Origin of the sequence: Sphingomonas sp., from assembly GCF_965227385.1 — a bacterium.
GTDB lineage: Bacteria > Pseudomonadota > Alphaproteobacteria > Sphingomonadales > Sphingomonadaceae > Sphingomonas.
Genome location: NZ_OZ245750.1, coordinates 3,131,318 through 3,155,175, shown reverse-complemented (window position 1 = coordinate 3,155,175; position 23,858 = coordinate 3,131,318). Strand labels below are relative to the sequence as shown.

The 23,858-nt window shown below is 63.1% G+C and carries 24 protein-coding genes; 9 read left to right on the top strand and 15 right to left on the bottom strand.

The annotated features are described in order from the left end of the window. Positions 1–24: 24 nt before the first annotated feature. The 6 genes from ACO05N_RS15570 to ACO05N_RS15545 form a co-directional block, all read right to left on the bottom strand. Entirely contained in the window at positions 25–867 is an 843-nt protein-coding gene (locus ACO05N_RS15570) for an SMP-30/gluconolactonase/LRE family protein (RefSeq protein ID WP_422057922.1), read from the bottom strand. A gap of 33 nt (positions 868–900) precedes the next feature. Beyond that, positions 901–2,082 carry an MFS transporter gene (locus ACO05N_RS15565; protein WP_422057921.1) on the bottom strand — a complete coding sequence of 394 codons (1,182 nt, stop codon included), beginning with the start codon at positions 2,080–2,082 and terminating at the stop codon, positions 901–903. A gap of 227 nt (positions 2,083–2,309) precedes the next feature. Then, complete coding sequence (locus ACO05N_RS15560; RefSeq protein ID WP_069319406.1) at positions 2,310–3,275, bottom strand: C-terminal binding protein; 966 nt, start codon at positions 3,273–3,275, stop codon at positions 2,310–2,312. Between the two features lie 287 nt (positions 3,276–3,562). Beyond that, complete coding sequence (locus ACO05N_RS15555; RefSeq protein ID WP_241527208.1) at positions 3,563–3,916, bottom strand: YidH family protein; 354 nt, start codon at positions 3,914–3,916, stop codon at positions 3,563–3,565. 79 nt (positions 3,917–3,995) lie between these two features. Further along, a complete protein-coding gene (locus ACO05N_RS15550; RefSeq protein WP_069319404.1) occupies positions 3,996–4,370 on the bottom strand; it encodes a hypothetical protein in 375 nt (124 codons plus the stop codon). 69 nt (positions 4,371–4,439) lie between these two features. Continuing rightward, a complete protein-coding gene (locus ACO05N_RS15545) occupies positions 4,440–5,738 on the bottom strand; it encodes an SLC13 family permease (protein ID WP_069319403.1) in 1,299 nt (432 codons plus the stop codon). Here ACO05N_RS15545 and ACO05N_RS15540 point away from each other — a divergent pair. Then, entirely contained in the window at positions 5,676–6,671 is a 996-nt protein-coding gene (locus ACO05N_RS15540) for a hypothetical protein (RefSeq protein ID WP_422057920.1), read from the top strand. The two genes, ACO05N_RS15545 and ACO05N_RS15540, sit on opposite strands and share 63 nt — an antisense overlap. A 60-nt stretch (positions 6,672–6,731) precedes the next feature. Continuing rightward, complete coding sequence (locus ACO05N_RS15535; RefSeq protein ID WP_422057919.1) at positions 6,732–7,769, top strand: potassium channel family protein; 1,038 nt, start codon at positions 6,732–6,734, stop codon at positions 7,767–7,769. Here the strand turns inward: ACO05N_RS15535 and nhaA are convergent. Together nhaA and ACO05N_RS15525 are read right to left on the bottom strand one after the other, a co-directional pair. Further along, positions 7,760–8,962 carry a Na+/H+ antiporter NhaA gene (nhaA, locus tag ACO05N_RS15530; protein WP_422058767.1) on the bottom strand — a complete coding sequence of 401 codons (1,203 nt, stop codon included), beginning with the start codon at positions 8,960–8,962 and terminating at the stop codon, positions 7,760–7,762. The two genes, ACO05N_RS15535 and nhaA, sit on opposite strands and share 10 nt — an antisense overlap. A gap of 217 nt (positions 8,963–9,179) precedes the next feature. After that, positions 9,180–10,481 carry a cation:proton antiporter gene (locus tag ACO05N_RS15525; protein WP_422057918.1) on the bottom strand — a complete coding sequence of 434 codons (1,302 nt, stop codon included), beginning with the start codon at positions 10,479–10,481 and terminating at the stop codon, positions 9,180–9,182. A 241-nt stretch (positions 10,482–10,722) separates the two neighbouring features. Between ACO05N_RS15525 and ACO05N_RS15520 the strand changes: the two genes are divergently transcribed. Beyond that, the gene (locus tag ACO05N_RS15520) at positions 10,723–11,637 is read left to right on the top strand and encodes a mechanosensitive ion channel family protein (RefSeq protein ID WP_422057917.1); all 915 of its coding nucleotides are present in this window, start codon (positions 10,723–10,725) and stop codon (positions 11,635–11,637) included. A gap of 57 nt (positions 11,638–11,694) precedes the next feature. On the opposite strand, the gene ACO05N_RS15515 is transcribed toward ACO05N_RS15520, so the two are convergent. Both ACO05N_RS15515 and ACO05N_RS15510 read right to left on the bottom strand, forming a co-directional pair. After that, positions 11,695–12,201, bottom strand: coding sequence for a DUF421 domain-containing protein (locus ACO05N_RS15515; protein WP_069319398.1), 507 nt, complete (start codon positions 12,199–12,201; stop codon positions 11,695–11,697). 103 nt (positions 12,202–12,304) lie between these two features. Continuing rightward, positions 12,305–13,579, bottom strand: a complete 1,275-nt coding sequence (locus ACO05N_RS15510) for a DUF2254 domain-containing protein (RefSeq protein ID WP_422057916.1) — start codon at positions 13,577–13,579, stop codon at positions 12,305–12,307. 251 nt (positions 13,580–13,830) lie between these two features. On the opposite strand from ACO05N_RS15510, the gene ACO05N_RS15505 reads away from it, so the two are divergent. Continuing rightward, positions 13,831–14,031 (top strand): hypothetical protein, encoded by a 201-nt coding sequence (locus ACO05N_RS15505; protein WP_422057915.1) that lies wholly within the window; start codon positions 13,831–13,833, stop codon positions 14,029–14,031. Between the two features lie 185 nt (positions 14,032–14,216). On the opposite strand, the gene ACO05N_RS15500 is transcribed toward ACO05N_RS15505, so the two are convergent. The 3 genes from ACO05N_RS15500 to ACO05N_RS15490 all read right to left on the bottom strand — a co-directional run bounded on the left by ACO05N_RS15500 (position 14,217) and on the right by ACO05N_RS15490 (position 15,323). Beyond that, positions 14,217–14,450 (bottom strand): hypothetical protein, encoded by a 234-nt coding sequence (locus ACO05N_RS15500; RefSeq protein ID WP_422057914.1) that lies wholly within the window; start codon positions 14,448–14,450, stop codon positions 14,217–14,219. Positions 14,451–14,562: 112 nt separating this feature from the next. Next, on the bottom strand, positions 14,563–14,748 hold the full coding sequence (locus ACO05N_RS15495; RefSeq protein WP_422057913.1) for a DUF3606 domain-containing protein: 186 nt from the start codon (positions 14,746–14,748) through the stop codon (positions 14,563–14,565). A gap of 50 nt (positions 14,749–14,798) precedes the next feature. Continuing rightward, entirely contained in the window at positions 14,799–15,323 is a 525-nt protein-coding gene (locus ACO05N_RS15490) for an SOS response-associated peptidase family protein (protein ID WP_422057912.1), read from the bottom strand. A 50-nt stretch (positions 15,324–15,373) separates the two neighbouring features. Here ACO05N_RS15490 and ACO05N_RS15485 point away from each other — a divergent pair, with 50 nt between their 5' ends. Beyond that, positions 15,374–16,000 (top strand): SOS response-associated peptidase family protein, encoded by a 627-nt coding sequence (locus tag ACO05N_RS15485; RefSeq protein ID WP_422057911.1) that lies wholly within the window; start codon positions 15,374–15,376, stop codon positions 15,998–16,000. Then, positions 15,997–16,425: a DUF1810 domain-containing protein gene (locus ACO05N_RS15480; protein ID WP_422057910.1), complete on the top strand. Its 429-nt coding sequence runs from the start codon at positions 15,997–15,999 to the stop codon at positions 16,423–16,425. Before ACO05N_RS15485 ends, ACO05N_RS15480 begins: the two co-directional genes overlap by 4 nt. On the opposite strand, the gene ACO05N_RS15475 is transcribed toward ACO05N_RS15480, so the two are convergent. Beyond that, positions 16,422–16,604 (bottom strand): hypothetical protein, encoded by a 183-nt coding sequence (locus tag ACO05N_RS15475; protein WP_422057909.1) that lies wholly within the window; start codon positions 16,602–16,604, stop codon positions 16,422–16,424. The two genes, ACO05N_RS15480 and ACO05N_RS15475, sit on opposite strands and share 4 nt — an antisense overlap. Before the next feature lie 54 nt (positions 16,605–16,658). Then, complete coding sequence (locus tag ACO05N_RS15470; RefSeq protein WP_422057908.1) at positions 16,659–17,948, bottom strand: Hsp70 family protein; 1,290 nt, start codon at positions 17,946–17,948, stop codon at positions 16,659–16,661. Between the two features lie 113 nt (positions 17,949–18,061). Here ACO05N_RS15470 and ACO05N_RS15465 point away from each other — a divergent pair, with 113 nt between their 5' ends. Genes ACO05N_RS15465 through ACO05N_RS15455 form a run of 3 tightly spaced genes read left to right on the top strand, consistent with a single transcriptional unit; the run spans position 18,062 to position 23,821 of the window. After that, complete coding sequence (locus ACO05N_RS15465) at positions 18,062–18,838, top strand: ImuA family protein (protein WP_422058766.1); 777 nt, start codon at positions 18,062–18,064, stop codon at positions 18,836–18,838. Continuing rightward, positions 18,756–20,564, top strand: a complete 1,809-nt coding sequence (locus ACO05N_RS15460) for a DUF6504 family protein (protein ID WP_422057907.1) — start codon at positions 18,756–18,758, stop codon at positions 20,562–20,564. Before ACO05N_RS15465 ends, ACO05N_RS15460 begins: the two co-directional genes overlap by 83 nt. Continuing rightward, the gene (locus ACO05N_RS15455) at positions 20,564–23,821 is read left to right on the top strand and encodes an error-prone DNA polymerase (protein ID WP_422057906.1); all 3,258 of its coding nucleotides are present in this window, start codon (positions 20,564–20,566) and stop codon (positions 23,819–23,821) included. The genes ACO05N_RS15460 and ACO05N_RS15455 overlap by 1 nt, the downstream gene beginning before the upstream one ends. Positions 23,822–23,858: the final 37 nt, after the last annotated feature.

Below are 23,858 nucleotides of genomic sequence, written 5' to 3'. Positions count from 1 at the left end.
GATATGCCTTGATCGTGTCTGTCGCTAGCTTGCGAGCACAACGCGCGGCTCGAATTTACCAGGCAGGTTCGCGGTGGCGGAAAGGGTGAGGCCGTCCAGTTCACCATCGAGATCGACGGCAGCGCTGGTCAAATAAAGTCGCGCTGCATCTGGGCCGCCAAAGGCGGGGCAAGTAGGTCGCTGCACGGGCACGAACAACTCGGCGGCGATTTCCGCTTCGGGCGAAACGGTGATCAGTTTGCTCGCGTCCCAGCAAGCGATGTGAATGTTGCCCGCCCGGTCGGTGATCGCGCCATCCATGAGCAAGCCTTCATTGGAAGTGTCGAGGAAAACCTCAGGCTGCGCGGTCGGCCAGCCATCCTCGTCCATGGGCACGGTCATCAGGCGATGTGTGACGGTGTCGGCGAAATAGGCGCGGTGCCGGTCTTCATCGAAGCAAGTGGCGTTCGGTACGGTCAGGCCGCGGGCGATCTGGCGAAGTTCGCCGCCATACCAGCGATACATCGCTCCCGCACCGACTTCCGCTTGCAGGCCCATCGTGCCGATCCAGAACCCGCCCCACGGGTCCGCGCGCCCATCATTGCTTCGCGTCGAGACCTTGTCGGCCTCAAGGCCGCAGATCGACTTTCGCGAAGCTCGTGCAAGGTCGAACACGAAGAGTTCATTCGAGTCGGCGGCGATAAGGCGCTCGCGATCGACCCATGCGATCGCCGAAACCGGGCGTTCGAAGCGCCAGCTACGCTGGTCATTGCCGTTGGAGGCAAACAGGCGCTGATCGAGGATATCAACCCACAGGAGCTCGTCTCGCTCGGGATGCCACAGGGGCGATTCTCCGAGCTGGCAGGGAGTGTCATCATAGACTTGCATGGCTTGGCCCTGGATTGATGTCGTTGCGCGTCCTCACGCGAGCGGGGATGCGCTGCGGTGCTCCTGTCCGCCAATGACTGGAACCAGCAGATGGATGACCGCGAACGCGACGAGATAGGCTCCGGCCGCGGCAAGGAATATCGCCGAATAGCCGCTCTCGGCGTCGAGCCAATGCCCGACCATCCAGGCCATTGCCATCCCGCCGACCGCGCCGATCGTACCGCCAAATCCCGCCACTGAAGCCGCTTCCTCCGCCGGAAACTGGTCGGAGACGAGCGTGAGCAGGTTGGCTGACCAGGCCTGGTGTCCGGCTACAGCGAGACTGACCAGGAATACGGTGGGCCACAGCCCCTGAAGCGAGGGGGCCCACGCCACTGGCAGGATCAGGATGGCGCAGGTCAGCATCACAAATTTGCGAGACTTGTTGACCGAGACGCCGCGCTGGATCAGCGCGGATGAGGACCAGCCGCCCGCGATGCTTCCGACGTCGGCAAGCAGGTAGACAGTGAGGAGCGGCAGTCCGAGCTGGCTGACTTGAAGACCGTGGCTCTTGTTCAGAAAATCCGGCAGCCAGAACAGGAAGAACCACCAGACCGGATCGGTCAGAAATTTGGCGATGGCGTAGGCCCAGAGTCCGCGAGTGCGGACCAGGTGCCGCAGTGGAGTCGCACGGCGCATCGCGGCCCGCTCCGGGCGATGCTCGCGTGGGGTCAGCAGTAGCCATGCAACAACCCAGATCAGCCCGGGGATCGCCGCAAACAGGAACGCCCAGCGCCAGTCGAGCGCCGCCAGCACAAGCGGCACAAGCAGCGGCGCCAGCATTGCGCCGACATTGGATCCCGCGTTGAACAGGCCAGTTGCGGTGGCGCGCTGATGCTGGGGGAAATGTTCGGCCACGGACTTGATCGCGGCGGGGTAGTTGCCTGCCTCGCTGACTCCCAGCGCGAAACGCGCTGCAACGAAGCCGATAAAGCTGCTGCTAACCGCGTGCGCGGCGATCGCGAGGCTCCAGATGCCAGTCGCGAGCGCATAACCGCGCCGCGCGCCGATGCGGTCGAGCAGCCACCCCGAGCCAGTCAAGCCGATGGCATAGGCCGCCTGAAACGCGAGCACGACATAGCCATATTCGCGTTCTGACCAGCCGATTTCGGTATCGAGGATGGGTTTCAGAATGCCCAATAGCTGACGATCGGCATAGTTGATGGTCGTCGCCACGAAGATCAGCGCGCAGATGCGCCAGCGATAGGGCGTGCCTTGCCCCGATGTGGTAGGAGCTGGGGGCTGCCCCTCTTGACTAGCAGATAGCGACATCTTTCCCCCGCTCTGAATTGCAGACTGTCAACAATACCGCCTGAGTTGGGATTGTCGAGTCACCCGTGCGAGAAGCGCATCGCCGTTCTTCGTTAACGGCCTGCCCCGGCGTCTGCCGGGCGAAGCCCGGGTCAGTACGCCGTTTCTTGCAATCGGTTGCAAGCTTGACGCGGCGGCTCCCCGCCGAGCACGCGAGCGACTTCCTCGCAGACCGCCAGCTTCATATCGATCAGCGATTCCGCGGAGGAGAAGGCAACGTGCGGCGTGACGATCACCCGAGGATCAGCAAGCAGGAGAGGCGGAATATCCGGCTCGCCATCGATGACGTCGAGGCCTGCGCCAGCAATGCGCCCATCAGCTAGCGCGCGAATCAACGCATCGTTACTGACGATGGCGCCACGGCTGACGTTGATCAGGAACGAGCCCGTGCGCATCTGTGCGAATGCGGCCTCGTCTAGAAGATGTCGGGTGCCTGCATTAAGCGGGGCAAGCACAATCACGGCATCTGAAGTCGCGAGCATCTCGTCGAGAGGAGCATAGCGGGCAGGACCTGCGACCACGCCGGAACGGTTGTGCGCAAGAATTGAGCAACCAAGCCCGTTCAGCTTGCGCGCAATGGCTTGCGCAATGCTGCCATAGCCCAAAAGACCGATGGTGAGAGAACAAACCCGCCGGGCTTTGACCAGTGCAGGGTCCCAAATGCCGGATCGCACGCTCGCATTGATCCGAGGAAGATCTCGGGCGAGGGACATCAACATCGCCACCGCATGGTCCGAGACCTCCTCCGCGCAATATCCCGGCACATTTGCAACCCAGCAGCCGTGGCGCGTGGCTGCCTCGACATCGATATTGTCGAGGCCGATGCCGAGCCGTTGGATCAATCGCAGGTTCGGCACCGAATCAATGCTGGCCTCGCTTACCGGGGCCCAACAGGTCATAATGGCGTCGGGTTGATGCTCCCGGCAAAGGGCCAAGACATGACCTTCTGATCGCGCGTTCGTGTCTCGCCAGATCAGCTTGTGCCCGGTAGCGGCAAGCAACTCCTCTTCCAGTTGGCAATCAGGCCAGGCAATGTCGGTCAGCAGTACGGTCGCCATTAGCGTTGTCCAGAGCATCGAGTGTCGGACAACAGACTAAATCGGTTTGTCGACAGTTGACAGCAATTTAATAGCAGAGAGATCCGGACAGCACAGCGCTCCCGGGCGGGCAGGCACGATCGGCCGCTGGGCACCGGTAACATCTGGGAAACGGGGTATTTAGATAGGCCGTAGACCCATGACCGCGCAGCACGCGGATGCAGCCGGACTTGTTGTCCCGGACCTGGGGCAGGCAGGGACAACCTTCTGATCTATTGCTTGCTGGCATTCACAGTAGGCCGTGAACTTCATACGCGAACCAACAACCAGAGCGCGGCGCCAAGCGCGGCTGTAGCAGCGGCCAGCGCCCAGCTCAGTAGCCGAATTCTGATCGGCTTGATCACAGCCACGTTATGCGGATCCAGATTATCCAGGATGCGACACGCTCTGCGCTCGGCCGACAAAAATATGAAAATCGCTATGAGCAGGAACGCCGTTGCGATTGCCTTCGGTACCCATGTCGGGTTGAGCGACTCAAATAGCGCGTGGAACCCGACGCCGATGCCCACCGCTGCCATTCCCGTCCGGACCCAGCCCGCGAAGCTGCGCTCGTGCGCCAGAACGGTCCGATCCTCGGCAAGGTCGGTGCGATCCTTCGCCATTTCTGCTCGGTCGGGCATGGATATCATGTGGTCATCAGTTGGGGAGCGGGGCGGAAGCGGTCAGTCGTGCTCAATACGGCTACAATGTGGGTGCACCCCAAGCTCCCCATGCCACAAGCGTGGTCCCGACCACGCCGAGCAGAATGTGAAGGTGCAACAGCCACTGCGGAATCAGCTTGCCGGCAAGATGATAGTGCAGGTTCATGACGATGCCGCCTCCCGCAGCAACCAACAAGATGACAATGCCAGTCGCGGCGCTACCTGGAACGTCATCCTGAAAAGAAGCGTACAGTAGCAGGCCGAACGCCGCGGCAGCGAGCAGGCCGTGGGCCATCGCCAACCAGTTCGGCGGGTTCTGGTTGCGCGTGAGACGTTGTACCGCCATCGCGACGCCGCCAAGCGCCGTCAGCAACAGTAAGACAGTCGCCGTTTGCAATATGCTCTGCACATTCATGATTTTCTCCGATGTACGAAAGGAGGACTCGCTCGTGGTACGAAGGTTCCGGCTGGAGTCTGATTGAGTTCAGAACGGGAAAAAGTAAGGGATCGCGACAACCCCAGCGATCCAAGTCAGCACGTTCAGCGGGACGCCGACCCGCACGAAGTCCATATACTTGTACTTGCCAAGCTGAAAGACGAGAACATTCGTCTGGTATCCGAAGGGTGTAGCGAACGCCGCGCTGGCTGCCATCATCACCGCGACCAGAAATGGGCGTGGTTCAACGCCCAGACTTTCGGCCAACGCGACCGCCACGGGCGTGATCAGCACAGCGACTGCCGCATTCGACAGGAATTCGGTGGCGAACAGCGTGACGCCGTACAGAATGGCCAAGGCGACCCAGGGGCCGAACGGTCGTATGAAGTCGATGAGCAATTCAGTGCCTGACGCGGCGAGCCCGGTCACCTCGATCGACAGTCCGACGACGACCATACCGGCGATGAGCAGCAGGACTTCGGGACGCAAGCCGGCATAGGCTTCTTCAGGGCTGATCACGCGCAACAGGATGAGCGTGATCGCGCCAGCGAAAGCGGCCGCCGCGATCGGCGCATAGCCGGTGGCAGCGCCCCCGATCACGGCGACAAACACGAGCAAGGCAATGAAGGCGCGTTTCGGCTCGAATGGCCGGTCGACCGCGAACAGCTCGATATCGCCCATCGTGCCGTCGCCAGTCTGCTCGTGCGTATCTGCGACAGGACCGGTGCTTCCTTCGCTCTTCGCGAGTTGCGGTCCACCGACCAGAAACAGGTAAAGACCTCCGACAGCGGCGATCACCAATGCGACCGGCGTGATCTCGAAGATGCCGAACACGGGCTGTCCCGCGTTTCGAGCCATGTCGTTGACCAGCAGGTTGGTGGACGTGCCGATCAGCGTACAGGCGCCGCCAAGAATCGTGACGTAGCTGAGCGGGATCAGAAAACGCTTCGGGGAAAGACCGATCGACGTTGCGACGTCCTTGACGACCGGCGCCGCGAGGACGACGATCGGCGTGTTGTTGAGAAACGCCGACGCGCCCCCGCACGCCAGCATGACCAGCCACAATCCTGCGGCCCCAAGTCGCGCGCACAGTTTTGTCGCCTGGCGGATAAGCAGCCCGAGCAGCCCTGAAAGCTCGATCGCATAGGCAATGACGAACAGACAGGCGAGCGCGATGATCGCGGGACTGGCGAACGCGCCTTGCACCTCTACGGGACGTATTACCCCAAGAAGAAGAAGTGCTGCCGCGGCCGAGAGCGCGGCAACATCGGAGCGCAGCTTGCCATGGATCAGCACGCCGACCACAACCACCAGGACGACCAGCGCCGCGATCTGATTGAACTCCATCCGCCCTGCAGAGCCATGCCAGATGCGTTCGTCAAGCCTCCCAATTTCGTGCGGACCTGCTATCGTAACCGCATGTTCTCCCTGGAGCCGCACTCGCCACAGGACCGTCCGGCACGGATAGCGATCGTCTCATCGGCGCTCGCCTTGGTGCTCGCAGGCTGTGATGCGTCCGCGCCTGAGCCCACACCGGCCAATGTCCAGCTGGAGGCGCCAGCCCGACCGCCCGCGCCTCTGCCGCCTGCGCCGCGGCCACGGCTGTCGCGCGCCGATTTGATCGATGCGGCGCGGCAAGCCACCTCGCAATATACGGCAGCCGAGAAACCGGCGGCAACCGACCCTCTGGTAGGCCGGACCTTTTCCATCAAGATCGCATTTGGCTGCTCCGGTCCTACGCCGTTAGCACTCGAGCATGCGTCGGGCGTGGCGGGCTGGTCTTGGGGCGATGAAGGCAAGACAATCGTGCTGAACATGATCCCGGGCGATTGGGCGGGGTCTGCGCTGATCGCTGGAAGCGCCGATGCACCTGATTGGGAAGCGGTCGAAGGGTTTTGGATTCCGCGCCCATGGATGGAGTCGGAGCGCTGTCCGACGGTGCAAGGCGACCCACTTCAGACCGCTAACATCGGCGCAGCGCCTCAAACGCTCGGCCTGGCTGCGATCTTCGAGGCTGGCGGCTCCCGCATCGGACGGCGCAATGGCCGTGCCTATATGTTTACTATCCGGCCAGAAGGCGAAGCGCCGCTAAAGCCGCCCGCGCAGGGATATCGCCTGATCCTGGAAGGCAGGATCGCGTCTTATCCAAACGGCCGAGCGATACGGTGCGGCGCGCCCGGCCCTGACCAGCGTCCGGTGTGTGTCGTCGCGACCAAGCTTGACCGCGTGGCATTCGAGGAAGCTGACGGCACGATGCTGAGCGAATGGCGCCCGGGCTGAATGCGTAGCGACAATCCACCCTCGGCATGACCCTACACGATGCGTCGGCAAGTGGTAGCGATGCGCTCTGACGACGCGGACCACTGGTCATATCATCTGCGTCGCAAGCGCCGCACGCCGGTCTGGCTGTCGCTGGTCTGGCGCATTTCGCTTGCTTTCGGCATGATCGGCGTGGCTCTCGCGGTCCACTGGTTCGACCGCGACGGGCTGCGGCAAAGCTCAGGCGAGCCGATCAGCTTTGCCGACGTGCTTTATTTTACGATGATTACCGTCACGACCGTCGGCTATGGGGACATCGTGCCGGTGACGCAGCAGGCGCGCTTGTTCGACACGTTCGTCGTCACGCCGATCCGACTGTTCGTGTGGTTGATCTTTCTTGGCACGGCTTATGATTTTCTTCTCAGACGCGTATGGGAAAGGTGGCGCATGAAAGTGATCCAGCGGCATCTTGAAGGCCATGTTGTCGTGGCAGGATATGGCACGAGCGGCTCGGAAGCTGTAAATGAGCTGATCCGGCGCGGTGCCGACCCCAATACCATCGTGGTGATCGATGAAAGTGCGTCCGCGCTGCGAGCGGCGGAAGGCTGCGGCGCGACTGTAATGGAGGGGAACGCGACGCGAAACGCGGCGCTCGAGGCCGTGAAGATCGATTGCGCGTCGGCCTTGATCGTCTCCGCCGGTCGTGACGACACGTCGATCCTGATCGTACTGACCGCGAGACGATTGTCGCCATCGGTCCCGATCAGTGTCGTGATCCGTTCCGAAGACAATGAAGCGATCGCTCATCAGGCAGGAGCTGACACCGTGATCAATCCGGCGAGCTTCGCCGGATTGCTGCTCGCCGGCTCCACCCATGGGGCGCATCTTGCGGAATATATGGCCGATCTTGCCGCATCGGGCGGGCGCGTCGCCTTGCACGAACGGACGGTTACCGAGGCCGAAATCGGAACTCGCCTCGCCGACATCGAAACCGGTCTTGGGCATCGAATCTATCGGAATGGCAAATGCTTCGGATTCTGGGAGCCTGAGGCTGCTCGACTGATTGAGGGCGATACGATCATCGAGGTGATCCCGCGCGTGGCACGCTATCAGGCGTGATCGGCCTCTTGAACCTTTGAAGTCGACGACGTTTCGCGACGCGCAACGCGCAAGATGCTCCACCCAAGAAGTCCCGCCAGCGCCGAGCCCAGGAGGATACCGATCTTCACCTCCTCTTGAAGCAACGCATTATTCGCGAATGCCAGCAGGCCGATGAACAGGCTCATCGTGAAACCGATGCCGCACAGAAGTGACACACCAAGCAGTTGAACCGTACTCGCGTCGGCCGGCATGTCGGCCCAGTCTGCTCGGATCACCAGGTAAGCGCTGCCGAACACGCCGACGAGCTTGCCGACGAGCAGCCCCAAGGCGACACCCAGCGTCAGATGGTCGGTGAGAACTGCCGGCGTCAGGCCGGCGAAGGAAACGCCGGCATTGGCAAATCCAAATATCGGCACGATCAGGAACGTCACCCAGCCGTGAAGACTGTGTTCCAATTTATGCAGCGGCGAGTGCTTCATGTCGTCGGGGCGGCCGGGTGCGCGACGCAGAGGAATCGTAAGGGCAAGCACGACCCCAGCAATGGTCGCGTGAACTCCGGATTGGAGGACCAGGAACCACAGCAGGCCGCCAAAGAGCAGATAAGGCGCAAGACGCACGACGCCGCACCGGTTCATGCCAATCAGCGCGGCCAGGATCACGCCGGCAAGCGCAAGATAGAGGATCGACAGATTGCTGGTGTAAAACAGGGCTATAATGATCACCGCGCCCAGGTCGTCAATGATCGCGAGCGCCGTCAGGAACACTTTCAGCGATGTGGGAATGCGATTGCCGAGCAGCGACAAGACACCCAGGGCGAACGCGATATCGGTCGCCGAGGGAATTGCCCATCCACGTGCGGTGTTCGCGTCGTGGCCGTTAAACGCCAGGAAGATCAGCGCTGGCACGATCATCCCGCCCAGTGCAGCCACGCCCGGCAGGATGCGGCGGTTCCAGCTCGACAATTGCCCATCGAGCACCTCGCGCTTGATCTCCAGGCCCACGAGGAGGAAGAACACCGCCATCAGACCGTCATTGATCCAATGCGAGAGGCTCAGCGGACCTAAATATGTCTGCAGCGCATCGAAATAGGCAGGAGCCAAAGGCGAATTTGCCACCAGCAGGGCCAGTGCGGCAGCTGCCATCAGCACCAGGCCACCCGAAGCCTGGCTTTTTAGAAAGCTGCGCAGTGCGCTTGGCGCGCGAAGGGGCATGTCGCTCACGGCCGACCTTGGAAGCGGTTCTGCACTGGCGGCCCGACCAGCGCTGACACCTGCCGCCCTGTAGGATCGGCACCCGCGAGCCCTATTGCACCCGCCCCGGTAACATACAACCGACTATACGCCGTTGCTACCCGGATGAGGGGGCGTGCGCTCTGCAGCCAGCTGTCGAGGCCGTGTTGCACGCGTATGGAAGCAATGCATTCGGTCCTTAATTGGTGGCAGGGCCTTGCAGGCCTGGCGGCGGAAGCTCTTCCCGATCGGGATCGCGCCCTTGCTGCCGATCGAGTGAACGCATGACTGGAGTGACCGTAAGGCCATGAAGCAGGATGGAGAACAGCGCCACGAGGCCGACAATTGCCCAGAGACGCTCGGCTTGTTCGAACTGCGCATGATTGAGGGCATAGGCAAGATAGTAGAACGACCCCACCCCCCTGATGCCGAAAAAGGCAAGCGTCAGCTTCTCGGAGGCGGCGGCACGCAGGCTGATCAGGCCGACCAAGCCGGCCGCGGGGCGAACGACGAGAATGATGGCGACAGCTGCAACGACATCTGACCAACGCAACGCGTCTAGCAACCCGTTGACGAGCGCCCCGCCGAACAGGATCAGCAACACCATCATGGCGATGCGCTCGACCTGTTCGGTGATATCGTGCATTTCATGATGAAAATCGTGATTATGATGCGATCGGCGTAACGTGAGTGCAGTCACGAACACGGCCAGGAAGCCGTAACAATCGAGCATCTCGGTAAGGCCGTATGATATGAAGGTGGCCGCGATGGCGATCAGCCCATCGCCGGTCTTGGCCAGTTTCGTCTCCGCCGGCACGCGGAATGTGAGCCATCCGAACACCCACCCAATCAGCCAGCCGCCGGCGATCCCGATGCCGATCTCCCACAACACATTGTGGACGAACCAGTCGCGCGCCCACGGCGCGCCGGTGCCGGCGGACAGCGCTAGCGCGATGGCAAGGTTGACGAACGGGAATGCGAAGCCGTCATTTAGACCCGCCTCTGAGGTCAACCCGAAGCGGACTTCATCTTCCTCCCCGCTCTCGGGCGGGCCGACTTGGACATCGGCGGCGAGCACCGGATCAGTCGGCGCGAGACACGCGCCGAGCAGCAGCGCGGCGGTCCAGCTAAGGCCAAGACCCCAACCGCCGATCGCGGTGATGGCGATAATCGAAAGCGGCATCGTGATTGCCAGGAGTCGCCAGGTTACACTCCACCGTCGCCAGCTGAACAAGCGATCGAGCTTCAGTCCTGCACCCATCAGCGCAATGATGACGACGAGCTCGGTGGATCGCTCGGTGATCTGCGGATAACTGAGCGGCAGCGGACGCAGCGAGACCGCTGGCAGCAAGAAGATGCCAATGCCAGCCGCGATGCACAGGATCGGTAGCGAGAGCGGCAAACGCTTCAGCGCAAGCGGCAACCAAGCCACCAGCGCAATAAGCACGCCCGCAAGCGTCAGCCAGATGATGTAGGGTTCAGGTGACGCGAATTCTGGCATCGCTGTTCAACTCGGAACCTGCTTTGATGGTTCAAGCTGTCCGAGCATAATCACAAGATGAAGGGTCGCAGGCGAATACCGTACAGCGACAGCGATGCCGAGAGCGACGGAAGCAGCGATCCGCTTCTCCGCAACGCTGCTAGTGGCACGATCGACGCTGTGGCGAAAGTTCCCTGGTCCCGAACCGGATACCGCTCGTTATATGGACCGGCGGAACGGATTGCGCGGACTTGGAGCTCTGATGGACTTAGTCAATATTCTTGGTCAGCGGCTCCGAGAGATGCTCGCGGAATTCATCCGAATCATGCCTCAGCTTGCGATCGGCTTGCTGATCTTGCTGGTCACCTGGATCGCCGCAAAGTTCGCAAGGCGGATTGCGGACCGTTTGTTAGGACGGACGCATGTTCGTGCAACGCTGATCAATCTCGCCGAGACGCTGGTGAGTGTTGTGATCTGGGTCGTCGGACTCATGATCGCAAGTTCGATTGTGCTGCCCGGGGTGACCCCGGCGAACCTGCTCGCGGTGGTCGGGCTAGGTTCGGTGGCTGTGGGCTTTGCCTTCAAGGACATTTTCGAGAATTTCCTGGCCGGTGTACTGATCATGCTGAGGCGCAAGATGCGCATTGGCGATGTGATCGAATGCGAGGCTGTCGAGGGCAAGGTCGAGCACATCACGTTGCGGGATACCCATCTTCGACACCTCAGCAACGAGCTGGTGCTGGTGCCGAACGCCTATCTATTCAAGAACCCGGTCAAGATCCTGACGGACGAGGCCACGCGTCGCCACGAAGTCGAAATCGGCGTCGCCTATGACACCGACCTGGACGAAGCAGCGTCGGTCATCGAGGCTGCCGTCCGGTCATCTGAAGGAGTGGATGCGGAGCGTCGCATCGATGTCCTGGCCAAGGAATTTGGCGACAGTTCCATCAACTTTCTTGTTCGCTGGTGGGCGGGGTCCACGCCGTACGAAGCGCACCGATCACGCGATGCGGTCGTGCGCTCGATCAAGCGCGCGCTCGACGAAGCTGGAATAGAGATTCCATTCCCGTATCGCACGCTCACCTTCAAGGAGCCGCGGGCGTTGACGCGAGCGATGAAGCCGCAAGTCGAGCTTGAGAGTTCCGCCCGACGCGACGACTCGAACGATGCGCCCTAACCGCACTGTCTGCTTTCAGGCGCCGCTTTCCTGAGGATGCATGTAACATGCGTGCCGCTATCTCTGGACTGAGCGCAGTGCAGTGAGTTCCTCGTTCTGCGCGCGTGCGACAACGCTCATGCTGCCGTCCGTCTCGAGAACGACGGCCGCGACGGCCTCGATGCATCCAAATCCGGCGCTTCGGATCGCCGCATCGACTTCATCCGCCGTCACGCGCTCCTTCGCCATGGCGCTGCGGCAGTAAACGCCATCTTCGAGCAACAGCCGGGGCTCCGCGCGGACAAGTTTACGGAACCGCGCGCTTGCGATCGAAAGGCGCGATAGGAGCCATTGCAGCAACGCCAGCGCGGCGAAGGCGAGCATGCCTTCCGCAAGCGCGACATCCTTGCTGAGAAGCACTGTGGCCAGCGTCGAGCCGAGCGCCACGGTTACCACCAGGTCAAAGGCATTCAGCTTGGCGAGCGCGCGTTTGCCCGCGATCCGCAGGACGAGAACCATGGCGGCATAGGCGAGCAGGGAGATGACCGCGACACGTAGCAAACCGGGCAGGCTGTCGAAGAACATGAATTGCGAACGCGGCGGCCGCGCTTTCGGTCCTCATGGCGCGGCAATCGGCCACGCATTTCGATCACTCGGTAACCGGCGGCATGGGCCCGAGTTCGCCAGCTCAGGTCTTGGGGTCTGTCCAGTGCGCACGATATACGGTGCGCACACATTCAAGATCGGCTTCGAACGTCATCGAGGCCTGGCAGCGCGCGAGGGCGTCCGCGGCGCGCATCGCCAACGGCCCATACGCCGATGGCACCATCCCGGCGATTTCGGCGAGCGAGCGCTGGAGCTTGATCGCGACTTCGACGATGCCGGCGCCGTCGCGCGCGATCGGCCGGAACAGGTCGTCGAGCAGATCTTCGATCGCGATCTCGGGCAGCCGAACGCGCTCGCCATCCTTTGCGCCGGTCCGAGCCTGATCGAGCAGCGCGGCCATCACTCGCACACCCGATCCTAGCACGGCGATGCTCGTGCCAGGATCGTTGACCGCAGGCGACAAGGCTCGTGACGCGATCTCGGACAGCACGACCAGCCCAAGCCGGGGGTCGTGATCGAACTGGCGGTGGTGATTGAAGGTGAACGCGTCGCGGATCTCGACGTCGTTCGCCGCATTGCCGCCATCGAGCCAAGCGATCTCGCGGTTCGGGGTCACAAAAGCGCCGGGCGCGATCGAAAGGTCGATCGTACAACCGAGGCGCGCAGCGACCTTGTCGAGCGCAATGAGATCGATATGCGTGCTGTAACCGATCTTGTCGGTGAATACCGGGCGTCTGCCCCGCCTGGGAGGTATCCCAGCGGGCGCGACGGAAACCCTGTAGCCTGAACGCTCGATTGCGGCGTGTGTGACCTTTTCGACGCGATCGATCGTGTTGCCGACCCGGCCAAAGCTGGACAAATGCCCGATCCAGCGCAGCAACGTGATCACGATGATCGCAATGACGAGGATGGTGCCGGCGTAGAGGATGACGCGACCCGAGGTTCCGTAGATGCCAGTCGACAGCGCGCAAATTCCGACGATCGCGAACAAAAACGCGCCGATGAATGTCGACAGCGCGTTTTGGGCTGTCGAATCCTCGACCAGCAACTGAGTCGCGCGGGGCGTGATGGTGCCACTCGCGGCGGAGAAGGCAGAGACCATCGCGGTCAGCGAGAAGGTCGTAACCGCCAGCATCGACGAAGCCAGGATCCCAAGAATGTTGTCGACCGCGTCCGAGCCGATCTTGGTGCTAAGCTCATAGGGAATGAAGGGCGCCACGAATGCCGCCAGGAGCGCAAGGACAACGGACGATAGGGAAAAGAGGGCGGCGCGGAACCAGATGCGGCGCAGCAGCAGCCGCATCAGCCACCGCCAGCGCGAGGTCATGCCGCTCCCCTCCACGAATCTCTCGTTCATGGAGTGATGTCCTGCCGCGGCAACTGCCTATGATTTCGAATGCGCGTCAGAATGCCCCTTCTCGTTGCAACATCATCGCTGCGAGATCAGCGTTTCGAGACGGCTTGGTCAAGCGGCGTCGTTAGCAATCATCCCGCTGCCAGTCGCCACATCGATTGCATGGGTGCGGGCGGAGCCCTGATATCATCGCCCACAGCAATCTTTTGGCGGCACGGTGGACAGGCTTTGAAGCGGTGAAGTAATGCGCGGCCATGCCGATCATCGCCACGATCATGAACTCGACCACCGGTCAGCCGATCCAGAAAATGTCATTTGGGCGGATGCCCAAACCGTGGGCGTCCTTCAACCTGGAGACAGGTGAGTTGGTCAAAGCGGACCGCGTCGATGTGGGCAAGCCGGCGCCGGGCAAGGTGGTGGTGCCGGTGTCGGTCTGGGTTACACCGAAGGGTTGATTTGCGCGGCGCACGCCAGCAGGCGACGTTGTATACGCAGTAGCCGGCGTAGATGCCGCCAAGCCCGAATAGGCTTTGGATTGAAGGAAGCCGGTGAGCCCGGCAAACCCGATCCCCTTGCGGAGCCTGAATCAGATTGCGCCGCGCCCTGACCCTAGCCTATCGTGGGTTCGGCGCTCAAGTCGTCATGTCGGTTCATCACCATTACCGGTGAGCGCGGCTTGCGCCACGCGCAGGATCAGCAGGCGCTCCCACTCATCGGGCATCGCCGCGCCCCATGAAAACGCACAGGCCGACCGCTCAAGATCGGAGCGGATCGAAGCGGCAACGCGTTGAAGCTCATGGATGCGGGGCAAGCGCCCGTGCTCGATGCATTCGATCACCTCAGGCGGGATCGTCGTAAGCCGCGTGTTCATCATGCTCCCCTTCGCCGCACAGCTAGGGAGCAAGTCGCTAACGAAAAGGGCATTATCCGCCCTTTGCGGCGACCCGAGTCTTACCGCACGATGGCCCGCGAGATTGAGGTTTGGGCTAAGCTTTCAACTTCTGCGCTGCTGCGTTGAGCTTCTCGCGATCGTTCCCAACCCGCTGTATCAAGGTCTCCGCCTGATCTCGGCTGATGCCGTGCTTGCGCGCGAAATAACTGACCTCATAACCTTCGCCAGCTGCAACTGTGCGGCGGTCAGCACCACCGCGTTTTGCCTTGTTGTCCGCCATGTCCCTCTCCTTCGCATGACAGAATCGACGAGGATTCATCTGGTTCCAGATCAGAGCGCGAGGGTCAGCTGCTCGCGGCTTGGCACGCGCGGTGCGATTTCCTCGACACGAAAGCTGCGCGGCGGCAGCGGCTGCAGCAGCTCATGCTCGGGAACGAGCAGATCCAGCCACGCCATGTTCTGCCGACGCAGCAACACAGCACCCTGCCGCTCCTGATAGATCATCACGTCGGTGTTGGCTTCGATGGTGACCACAGCATAGCTCAGCGGCCAATCCGCTTCAGCCGGCCGCCAAACGCCAGCGAGATAGAAGAAGTTGCCATCGTCGAGGGTCACGCGAAAGCGACGGCCGTCGTTGCGGACATGGAACTCGCTTGCTGGCACGAGGCAGCGCATCAGTGGAAAGCTGCGGCCTTCCGAGCGGATGAACTTGAACGGCTTTTCGCCGCGCTCGATTGGCGCAAGACCCCATGCTGCTTCAACCATCTCGATCTCTTGCGCGTTATCCGGGTTGCGCCGGATGATCGGGCGGCGGCTGCCGAGTGCGGCGTCGGATGCAAGGGGACTCGCTTGCATGGTAAAGAACATAGTGCGAACATCGACACGATGCAAACCGGAGCACGCGCATGTGCAATGACTATAGGCTGATGGTCGATGTGGCATCGATCATGGAAGACTTCGCCGAGCTCAAGATCCGGATCGAAACGCCGGAAGGGAAGCCCAACGTCGCCGCTCGCGAGGACATCAAGATCACGGATGTCGCGCCGATCGTGCGGAGCATTGATGGGGCGGGCGGGGCTGGTGAACTGGTCAACCGCCGGTGGAGCTGGCCAGGCCCGACGGGCAAGCCGGTCTACAATTTCCGGTCAGAAGGGCGCAGCTTCGACTCGCATCGCTGCCTGATCCTCGCCGATGGCTTCTACGAGTTCACCGATTCCGACGACCCCGGCCAGAAGCGGCTCAACAAGTGGCTGTTCACGATGAAGGATCATCGCTGGTTCGCCATCGCCGGGATCTGGCGTGCGCATGAGAAGGTGGGCGAGGCCTTCACGATGCTGACCGCCGATGCGGGGCCGGATGTCGGACCCTATCACCACCGGCAGATTATCCCGCTAGCGCGCGACCAATGGGCTGACTGGCTGAACCCGCAAGTTTCCGCCGCTGATGTGCTCAAGATCCTCCCCGCTGGAACGCTGATCCCCGAGCAGGTCTATGGGTCGCCGCCCGGCGCCAGCCAGCCGGCCCTGCTATGACGATCGCGTTTTCACTCGAGCGGTTCGTTGAGGCGCAGGCTCAAAGCTATGACGCTGCGCTTGCCGAGATCCGGCGCGGCGCCAAGCGTTCGCACTGGATGTGGTTCATCTTTCCGCAGCTTGCCGGCCTCGGCCGCAGCGAGATGGCGAAGTTCTATGGGATCAGCTCGCTCGATGAAGCTCGGGCCTATCTCCAGCATCCAGTGCTGGGTGCTCGCTATCTTGAATGCGTCGGAGCGTTGCAGGACCTGCGGACCAGCAATGTTGTAGAGGTGTTCGGCGAGGTCGACGCGATGAAGCTGCGCTCATCGCTGACGCTATTCCAGGCTGCGCAGCCGACGATGTTGTTTGGCGCTGCGACCGACCGCTGGTTCGCTGGCGCTGAAGATGGTGAGACGCTGCGCCTGCTAGGCCAAACGACTTAGCGCCGGATCAGCAATGTCTCGTTGAGACTGCCTGCCACGGCAGCTGCGCGCCGCGCTGCATCGGCCAGGTGCCGCTGGCGCCCGACCCGGCTAACCGCTGTGGCGGCGAGATCGCGAGCGAGCGCTGCCTGGCCACGATGCTCGCGCTCGCGGGCAAAGAATATAGCTGGGTCGGCCATCGCTCGTTCCTCTCTGGAAAGCAGAACGGCTGCGCAGCGTGAAGGATGAAAGGCTCAAGCGGTCCAGGCGGAGATGTCGTCCTGCTGACCGATGAGCGCCAGACCATGTGCAATTGAGGTCAGCTCCCCACCTGCGGCGATGCGGTGCTCGCCAAAGCGGGTTGCGAACAGACGGCGCACGCGCGGGGTCAGCGATGTGCCGCCAGTCAGGAACACGCGGTCGATTGCCTCTGGTTCGACGTGCGCGCCGGCTAGCGCCCGATTCACGGCCGCCTCGATCCGGGCGATATCATCGTCGATCCAGCCTTCGAATTCGGCGCGCGTGACATCGGCCTCGATCAGCAGGTTATCGCTTTCGAAATGAAAATGCGCCTCAGCGTCACTCGACAGCGCGCGCTTGAGCGTGCCGACCGCATCGTAGAGCTGGTAGCCGAGCTCGCCCTCGATGATCGCGATCATCCTGCCAATGGCATCCGGATCGAGCGCCGCGCGACGCAGCTTTTCGAGCTCTGCAATGGTGCGACGGTTTCGCATCAGCGCGAGGCGGGACCAGTCGGAGAAATCGGTGAACCAGCCACCGGGAATATCGAGCAGCTTGTCGAACGAACGATACTGCCCGCCCTTTCCCAGCATCGGCAGGACGAGGTGCTCGACGATACGCTGGTCGAACCGGTCGCCGGCGATGCCAACGCCGGCATGTGACAATGGGGTACAGCGCGGCGTCGTGCCCGGCGCGCCGATGCGAACGATCGAGAAGTCGCTGGTGCCCCCGCCAAAGTCGGCCACCAGTACCGTTGCCGGTGCGTCGAGCCGCGCGGCGTAGCTGTAGGCAGCGCCGAGCGGCTCATAAACATAATGGATCTTCGTGCCGAGCACCTCGAACATCGCATTATAGCGCTGGCGCGCCAGCGCTTCGTCCGGCCGATGACCGGCATATTCGACGGGGCGGCCAACGACGATCCGGGCGTCCTTGATGTCGAGCGCGCCGCCCGCGTGCGTCGCCATCTGCGACAAGAAGAGTCGCCCGAGTTGCTCGAAGCGATAGCGACGCTCGAACACGAAGGCATGTTCGAAGCTTGCAGCGGCGGCGACCGACTTGAACGATTGAATGAACCGGCTGCCTTGGGGAAATTCAAGATACTCTTCGATCGCCCACGGACCCGCCGCCACGCCGAGGCCGCCCTTTTCAGCGTCATCCTGCCAGAAGCACAGCGCCGAGCGGAACACCGGGTCGGCGCCGGCGGGGCCATCCAGTTTGATCAGATCGCAACTGTCGTCGCGCGCGCGCGCCACCACCGAGTTGGTGGTGCCGAAGTCGAATCCAATGGCGAGCGGGGTAGTCATGGTGGCGGCGCCCTACAATGCGACAGCGCGTCGGTCATCCGCCGCGATTCAGCGGGTTGACGAATCTAGCGGCAAGGCGGAACATTATAGGAACATCTGAGTCGTTGTTCCTGATGCTTGCCGCCACCGCCCTTGCCGATACCGATCGTACGCGCCTGCTCGCGCAGCTGCGCGCCCAGGTCGATGCGCCTTCATCCCGGCGTACCGAGGTGCTTCCATTTGGCATTGAGGTGCTGGACGATCGGTTGGCTGGCGGCGGGCTCGATGCTGCCGCGCTCCATGAGGTCAGTGCGGGTTCGCCGACGCTTGGCGATGATGCCGCCGCCACATTGTTCGTCGCCGGCATCGCGGCGCGATTTGCTGAGCAGCCGGGCGGTACAGCGGTTTGGGCGCTGACCCGGCTGGACCTTTACGCGCCAGGCCTTGAGCAAGCGGGGCTGGGGCCAGACCGCCTGCTCTATGCTGAGGCGCGTGACGATGTAATGGCGTTGGCGCTGGCCGAGGACGCACTGCGCGACGGCAGCTTTGCGGCAGTGATCGCCGAGGTGAAGGTCGCCGACCAAACCGCGACCCGCCGGCTCCAGCTTGCCGCCTGTGATGGCGCGACCCCGATGTTCTTGCTGCGTCGCTGGCGTAAGACCGCGCGTGATCCGCTCGATCAGCTCTCGACCGCGATGACGCGCTGGCGGATCGGCTGCGTCCCATCCGTAAGGCTTCCCCATGCCGGGGTGGGCCGGGCGTGTTGGTCCGTCGAGCTCGCGCGCCAGCGTGGTGGCAATCCATTCTCTCTTATTGTCGAGGCTTGCGATGACACGGGTCGCCTCGCTCTACCTGCCGCAGCTTCCGATCGAGCGATTGCGGCAGATAGAGCGGCCAACCAGGCAGCCTGAGCCGAGCGCCGCGCGAGCGGCGTTGCCCCAGCCGATTGACGATGATCCTGGTGCTTGCTCGGTGCCGCGCGGCGGCGGGTGGCGGCCGGGCGCGCGCTGGGCACGCGACGGGGCGCTGGAGAAGGCCGAGCTTGCTGAGCGCATCGCAAGGCTGCCGGCACACCAGCAGCCGCCGATGCGCGAGATGGGCCGGCGCTCGGAAGCCGCCGAGCACCCGTTCAAGGCAATGCGGCCCGATGAGGGCTCGCCGGGCAACGTTGCGCTGCGCATGGCCGCTGCCCGGCCGGCCGATCGCCCGACCGTGCTGATCGAGCGCATCGGCCAGCGCGAGGTGATCACTTCGGCCTGTCCGCTGGCGAAATCGCTGGGCCTCGTGCCCGGCATGGCGGCCGCCCATGCCCGCGCTCTGGTCGGCGATCTTGATGTTCGAGATGCGCAGCGAGATGCGGACCGTGCCTGGCTAGCGCGGCTGGCGCTGCACGCCGTGCGGCACTGGACGCCGGGCGCGAGCGTCAGCGACGACAATGGCTTATGGCTCGACCTTACCGGCACGTCGCATCTGTTTGGCGGCGAAGAACGCTTCTGCCGCAAGCTGCTGCGGTTCCTCGGGCGGCTCGGGTTCAACGCCAATTTGGCGGTGTCAGGCACGCTGGGCGCGTCGCACGCGCTCGCACGCTATGGGGGCGGGAGAATCACGTTACTCCCCTCAGGCCGCGAAGCGGAGCGGCTGGCTGCGCTGCCAATCGCAGCGTTGCGGCTCGAGCCTTCCGCGCTGGTGGCTGCCGCCCGGTTCGGGCTGGAACGGATCGGTGACCTCTATCCCATGCCGCGCGGTCCGCTTGCGCGACGGCTTGGCCTCTCCACCGTGACGCGGCTTGACCAGGCGCTCGGGCGTGCGCCTGAGCCGCTCGTGCCGGTGGTGCCGTTTGAGGTGCCTGAGGTAACGCGACGTCTGCTCGAGCCAGTCGGTACGGCGGAGAGCATTGCACAGGTGATTGCCGATCTGATCGAAGATCTCGTGCCGCTATTGCAACAGCGTGGCCTGGGCGTGCGCAGCGCGGTGCTGACGGCCGTTCGCGTCGATGCCCAGCGCCAGCGGATCGCGATCGGCGCCTCCCGTGCGACGCGTGACGCTCGCCATCTTGGCCGCATGTTCGCGCTCAGGATGGATCGCATCGACCCTGGACTGGGTATCGAGGAGATGCGGCTGACGGTCACGCAAAGCGAACCGCTCGGCGCGATATCCGCCGCCGGCCTGCTGGCTGAAGAGGGTCGTGGCGTCGACCTCGCACCGGCCATCGATCAGCTGGCCGGGCGAGCAGGGGAGACCGGCGTGTTCCGCCTCGCGTGCGAGGAGAGCGACGTGCCGGAACGTGCCGTGCGCCGGATCGCAGCGCTGGCCGCACCGAGCGGTTGGCCAAAGTGGCAGCGCCCCGTGCGCATGCTGTCCCGCCCGGAGCGGCTCACGCACGTCGTCGCCCTATTGCCCGATCATGCGCCGCGCCGCTTCACCTGGCGCGGCAAACCTTATCAGGTGGTCGCGGGTGACGGGCCCGAGCGCATCCATGGTGAGTGGTGGCGGCGTGACGCCGAGCTCTGGGCGGTGCGCGACTATTTTCGAGTCGAGGTCGAGGGCGGCGAGCGCTTCTGGCTGTTCCGGCGCGGCGATGGCGTCGAGCCTGAGACCGGCGACCTCTCCTGGTACCTCCATGGGCTGTTCGGCTGATGCCTCGCTATGTTGAGTTGCAGGTCACCAGCCACTTCTCGTTCCTGCGCGGCGCGAGCTCGCCCGAGGAGCTGTTCGCCGCCGCACAGCTGAGCGGCCACTCGGCGCTCGGCCTTGCCGACTGGAACAGCGTTGCTGGCGTGGTGCGCGGCTGGGACGGCGAAAAGGCGACCGGCGTGCGCATGATCCCGGGTGCGCGGGTCGAGACGATCGATGGGCGGGCGCTGCTGCTCTACCCGACCGACCGCCCCGCGTGGTCGCGGCTCACGCGGTTGCTGTCGATCGGCAAGGCGCGGGGCGGGAAGGGGCGCTGCCTGCTCAACTGGTCGGATGTCGCCGATCATGCCGAGGGGCAGATTGCGATCCTCCTGCCGGACGAGGCTGATGCGATCACCGCGGCGCAGCTAGCAGATCTTGCCGGCGTGTTCGGCGCACGCAGCTATTGCGCGCTGTCATATCGGCGGCGACCCAACGACCAGCTGCGATTGCACGCGCTCAATGCCATGTCTGGCGCGGCTGGCGTTCGATCCGTGGCGACTGGCGACGTCCTCTATCACACCGCCGAGGCTCGTCCGCTGCAGGACGTGGTGACCGCAATACGGCTTAGCACCACCGTCGATGCGCTAGGATATCAGCGCGAGCGCTTTATGGACCGGCAGCTCAAAAGCCCGGCCGAGATGGAGCGACGATTCGCGGCATTCCCAGACGCGATCCAGGCAAGCGCGGACATCGCTGAGCAATGCCAGTTCAACTTGGGCCAGATCCGCTACCAATACCCCTATGAGCAGGTGATGGCAGGCAAGACGGCGCAGGAGGCGCTCGCCGCACTCACCTATGATGCGGCCGCTGCCAAATGGCCGGAGGGCATGCCCAAACCCTATGCCGATCAGATCGAACACGAGCTGAGGCTCATCGGCCAGCTCGGCTATGCGCCGTACTTCCTGACGGTTCGCGCAATCGTCGCCGAGAGCCGCCGCCGCGGCATCCTGTGTCAGGGTCGTGGCTCGGCCGCGAACAGCTGCGTCTGCTTCCTGCTCGGCATCACCTCGATCGACCCGATCCAGCACGAGCTGCTGTTCGAGCGGTTCGTGTCGGGGGAGCGCAAGGAGCCGCCCGATATCGATGTCGATTTCGAGCATGAGCGGCGCGAAGAGATCATCCAGTGGATCTACGAGACCTATGGCCGTGAGCATTCGGCGCTGACCGCGGTGGTGACCCGCTACCGCACGCGGGGTGCCGTCGCCGAGGTTGGCAAGGCGCTGGGTCTACCCCGCGATCTGACCAAGATGCTGACGGGCCTCGTCTGGGGCTGGTCAATGGACGGCATCTCGGACGAGCAGATCGAGACGCTCAACCTCAATGCCCAGGATCATCGCCTCAAACTGACGCTGAGACTTGCTCGACAACTCATTGGATCACCACGGCATTTGTCGCAGCATCCAGGCGGCTTCGTGCTGACGCAAGACCGGCTCGACGATCTCGTGCCGATCGAGCCGGCGCGCATGGAGGACCGCCAGATCATAGAATGGGACAAGGACGATATCGACCGATTGCAGTTCATGAAAGTGGATGTGCTGGGCCTTGGCATGCTGGGCTGCATGAACCGCGCGTTCAATCTGCTCGAGCAGGAGAAGGGCATCAAGGTCACCATGGCGGACCTGCAGGATGATGATCCTGCGGTCTACAAGATGATCCAAAAGGCCGACACCCTGGGCGTGTTCCAGATCGAGAGCCGGGCGCAGATGTCGATGCTGCCGCGCATGAAGCCGGTGCGGTTCTATGATCTTGTGATCGAGGTCGCGATCGTGCGACCCGGCCCAATTCAAGGCGACATGGTGCATCCTTATCTTCGCCGACGCGAGGGCAAGGAGCAGCCTGAATATCCGCGGCCCGAGCTTCGCGCGGTGCTTGAGAAAACGCTCGGCGTGCCGTTGTTCCAGGAGCAGGCGATGAAGGTCGCCATTGTAGGCGCAGGGTTTACGCCGGCAGAAGCCGATCAGCTGCGCCGCGCGATGGCAACGTTCAAGCTGACCGGCGGCGTCAGTCATTTCTACGACAAGCTCGTCGGCGGCATGGTCGCGCGCGGCTACCCGCAAGAATTTGCCGAGCGCACCTTCAAGCAGATTGAGGGGTTTGGGAGCTATGGCTTTCCCGAGAGCCACGCCGCGTCATTCGCCAAGATTGCCTATGCTTCTTGCTGGATGAAGCATCACCACCCAGACGTGTTCTGTGCGGCGCTGCTCAATGCGCAGCCAATGGGCTTCTATGCGCCAGCGCAGATCGTACGCGACGCGCGTGAGCATGGCGTGGAGGTTCGGCCGGTGTCGATCAATCACAGCCATTGGGATTGCACGCTTGAGGAAACAGATGGGCGCTATCTCGCAGTGCGTCTGGGGTTTAGGCAGGTGAGGGGACTTGCGAATGTCCATGGCGCGGCGATCGCGGTGGCGCGTGGCGACCTACCGTACGAGAGCGTCGAGGAGGTATGGCGGCGTGCCGGCGCGCCGCGTGCAGCGATCGAGCGCCTCGCTGAGGCGGACGCGTTCCACTGCCTTGGTGCTGATCGCCGACAGGGGCTGTGGAAGGTCAAGGGGTTGGGCGAGGCCCCGCTGCCGCTGTTCGCTGCCGCCGATGCGCGCGAGGGCGGCTTTTCGCCAGAGGGCGTGGAGCCGCTGGTGACGCTGCAACCGCTTAGCGATGGACGCGAGGTGGTCGAGGATTACCGCTCGCTGCAGCTCTCGCTGCGGGCGCACCCGATGCAGTTCCTGCGCCAGTCACTGGCGAGGGAAGGGGTAGTCCGCTGCGCGGATCTGGTGGCCATCCGCGATGGCCGGCATGTCGAGGTCGCTGGTGTAATCCTTGTGCGACAGCGGCCGGGCTCAGCGCGTGGCGTGTTGTTCATCACCATTGAGGACGAGACCGGGGTCGCCAACGGCATTCTTTGGCCTGATCGGTTCGAGAAGCAGCGGCGCACGGTCATGTCGGCTTCGATGGTGTCACTCCGCGGTCGGCTGCAGAAGGAAGGGCAGGTGATCCATGTCGTGATCGATCGGGTGGTCGATCGCGACGAGATGCTGCGCTCGGTCGGGCGGATGGACTTCCCGCTTAGTTTTGGGGCGGGCGACGGGGCAACGCATCCCGGCGCACCAGACCGGGGTGATCCGGGCTGGAGGCCGCGTGATCTCTATTATCCGGTCTCGCCCGAGGAGAAGGGCAGCAGCGAGATGATCAAGGTGCGCAGCCATGATTTTCATTAAACCCGACCGGCGGCCGCCTTACCGGTTCGAGCTCCGC

What these genes read in the sequence shown, in the direction of transcription:
- ACO05N_RS15505 (WP_422057915.1), top strand. Translation starts at nt 13,831, where the DNA reads ATGCCGATCATCGCCACGATCATGAACTCGACCACCGGTCAGCCGATC.
- ACO05N_RS15470 (WP_422057908.1), bottom strand. Translation starts at nt 17,948, where the DNA reads ATGACTACCCCGCTCGCCATTGGATTCGACTTCGGCACCACCAACTCG.
- ACO05N_RS15495 (WP_422057913.1), bottom strand. Translation starts at nt 14,748, where the DNA reads ATGGCGGACAACAAGGCAAAACGCGGTGGTGCTGACCGCCGCACAGTT.
- ACO05N_RS15455 (WP_422057906.1), top strand. Translation starts at nt 20,564, where the DNA reads ATGCCTCGCTATGTTGAGTTGCAGGTCACCAGCCACTTCTCGTTCCTG.
- ACO05N_RS15500 (WP_422057914.1), bottom strand. Translation starts at nt 14,450, where the DNA reads ATGATGAACACGCGGCTTACGACGATCCCGCCTGAGGTGATCGAATGC.
- ACO05N_RS15560 (WP_069319406.1), bottom strand. Translation starts at nt 3,275, where the DNA reads ATGGCGACCGTACTGCTGACCGACATTGCCTGGCCTGATTGCCAACTG.
- ACO05N_RS15525 (WP_422057918.1), bottom strand. Translation starts at nt 10,481, where the DNA reads ATGCCAGAATTCGCGTCACCTGAACCCTACATCATCTGGCTGACGCTT.
- ACO05N_RS15535 (WP_422057919.1), top strand. Translation starts at nt 6,732, where the DNA reads ATGCGCTCTGACGACGCGGACCACTGGTCATATCATCTGCGTCGCAAG.
- ACO05N_RS15545 (WP_069319403.1), bottom strand. Translation starts at nt 5,738, where the DNA reads ATGGAGTTCAATCAGATCGCGGCGCTGGTCGTCCTGGTGGTTGTGGTC.
- ACO05N_RS15550 (WP_069319404.1), bottom strand. Translation starts at nt 4,370, where the DNA reads ATGAATGTGCAGAGCATATTGCAAACGGCGACTGTCTTACTGTTGCTG.
- ACO05N_RS15475 (WP_422057909.1), bottom strand. Translation starts at nt 16,604, where the DNA reads ATGGCCGACCCAGCTATATTCTTTGCCCGCGAGCGCGAGCATCGTGGC.
- ACO05N_RS15485 (WP_422057911.1), top strand. Translation starts at nt 15,374, where the DNA reads ATGTGCAATGACTATAGGCTGATGGTCGATGTGGCATCGATCATGGAA.
- ACO05N_RS15480 (WP_422057910.1), top strand. Translation starts at nt 15,997, where the DNA reads ATGACGATCGCGTTTTCACTCGAGCGGTTCGTTGAGGCGCAGGCTCAA.
- ACO05N_RS15520 (WP_422057917.1), top strand. Translation starts at nt 10,723, where the DNA reads ATGGACTTAGTCAATATTCTTGGTCAGCGGCTCCGAGAGATGCTCGCG.
- ACO05N_RS15555 (WP_241527208.1), bottom strand. Translation starts at nt 3,916, where the DNA reads ATGGCGAAGGATCGCACCGACCTTGCCGAGGATCGGACCGTTCTGGCG.
- ACO05N_RS15510 (WP_422057916.1), bottom strand. Translation starts at nt 13,579, where the DNA reads ATGAACGAGAGATTCGTGGAGGGGAGCGGCATGACCTCGCGCTGGCGG.
- ACO05N_RS15515 (WP_069319398.1), bottom strand. Translation starts at nt 12,201, where the DNA reads ATGTTCTTCGACAGCCTGCCCGGTTTGCTACGTGTCGCGGTCATCTCC.
- ACO05N_RS15490 (WP_422057912.1), bottom strand. Translation starts at nt 15,323, where the DNA reads ATGCAAGCGAGTCCCCTTGCATCCGACGCCGCACTCGGCAGCCGCCGC.
- ACO05N_RS15540 (WP_422057920.1), top strand. Translation starts at nt 5,676, where the DNA reads ATGGATCAGCACGCCGACCACAACCACCAGGACGACCAGCGCCGCGAT.
- ACO05N_RS15570 (WP_422057922.1), bottom strand. Translation starts at nt 867, where the DNA reads ATGCAAGTCTATGATGACACTCCCTGCCAGCTCGGAGAATCGCCCCTG.
- ACO05N_RS15460 (WP_422057907.1), top strand. Translation starts at nt 18,756, where the DNA reads ATGACACGGGTCGCCTCGCTCTACCTGCCGCAGCTTCCGATCGAGCGA.
- ACO05N_RS15465 (WP_422058766.1), top strand. Translation starts at nt 18,062, where the DNA reads ATGCTTGCCGCCACCGCCCTTGCCGATACCGATCGTACGCGCCTGCTC.
- nhaA (WP_422058767.1), bottom strand. Translation starts at nt 8,962, where the DNA reads ATGCCCCTTCGCGCGCCAAGCGCACTGCGCAGCTTTCTAAAAAGCCAG.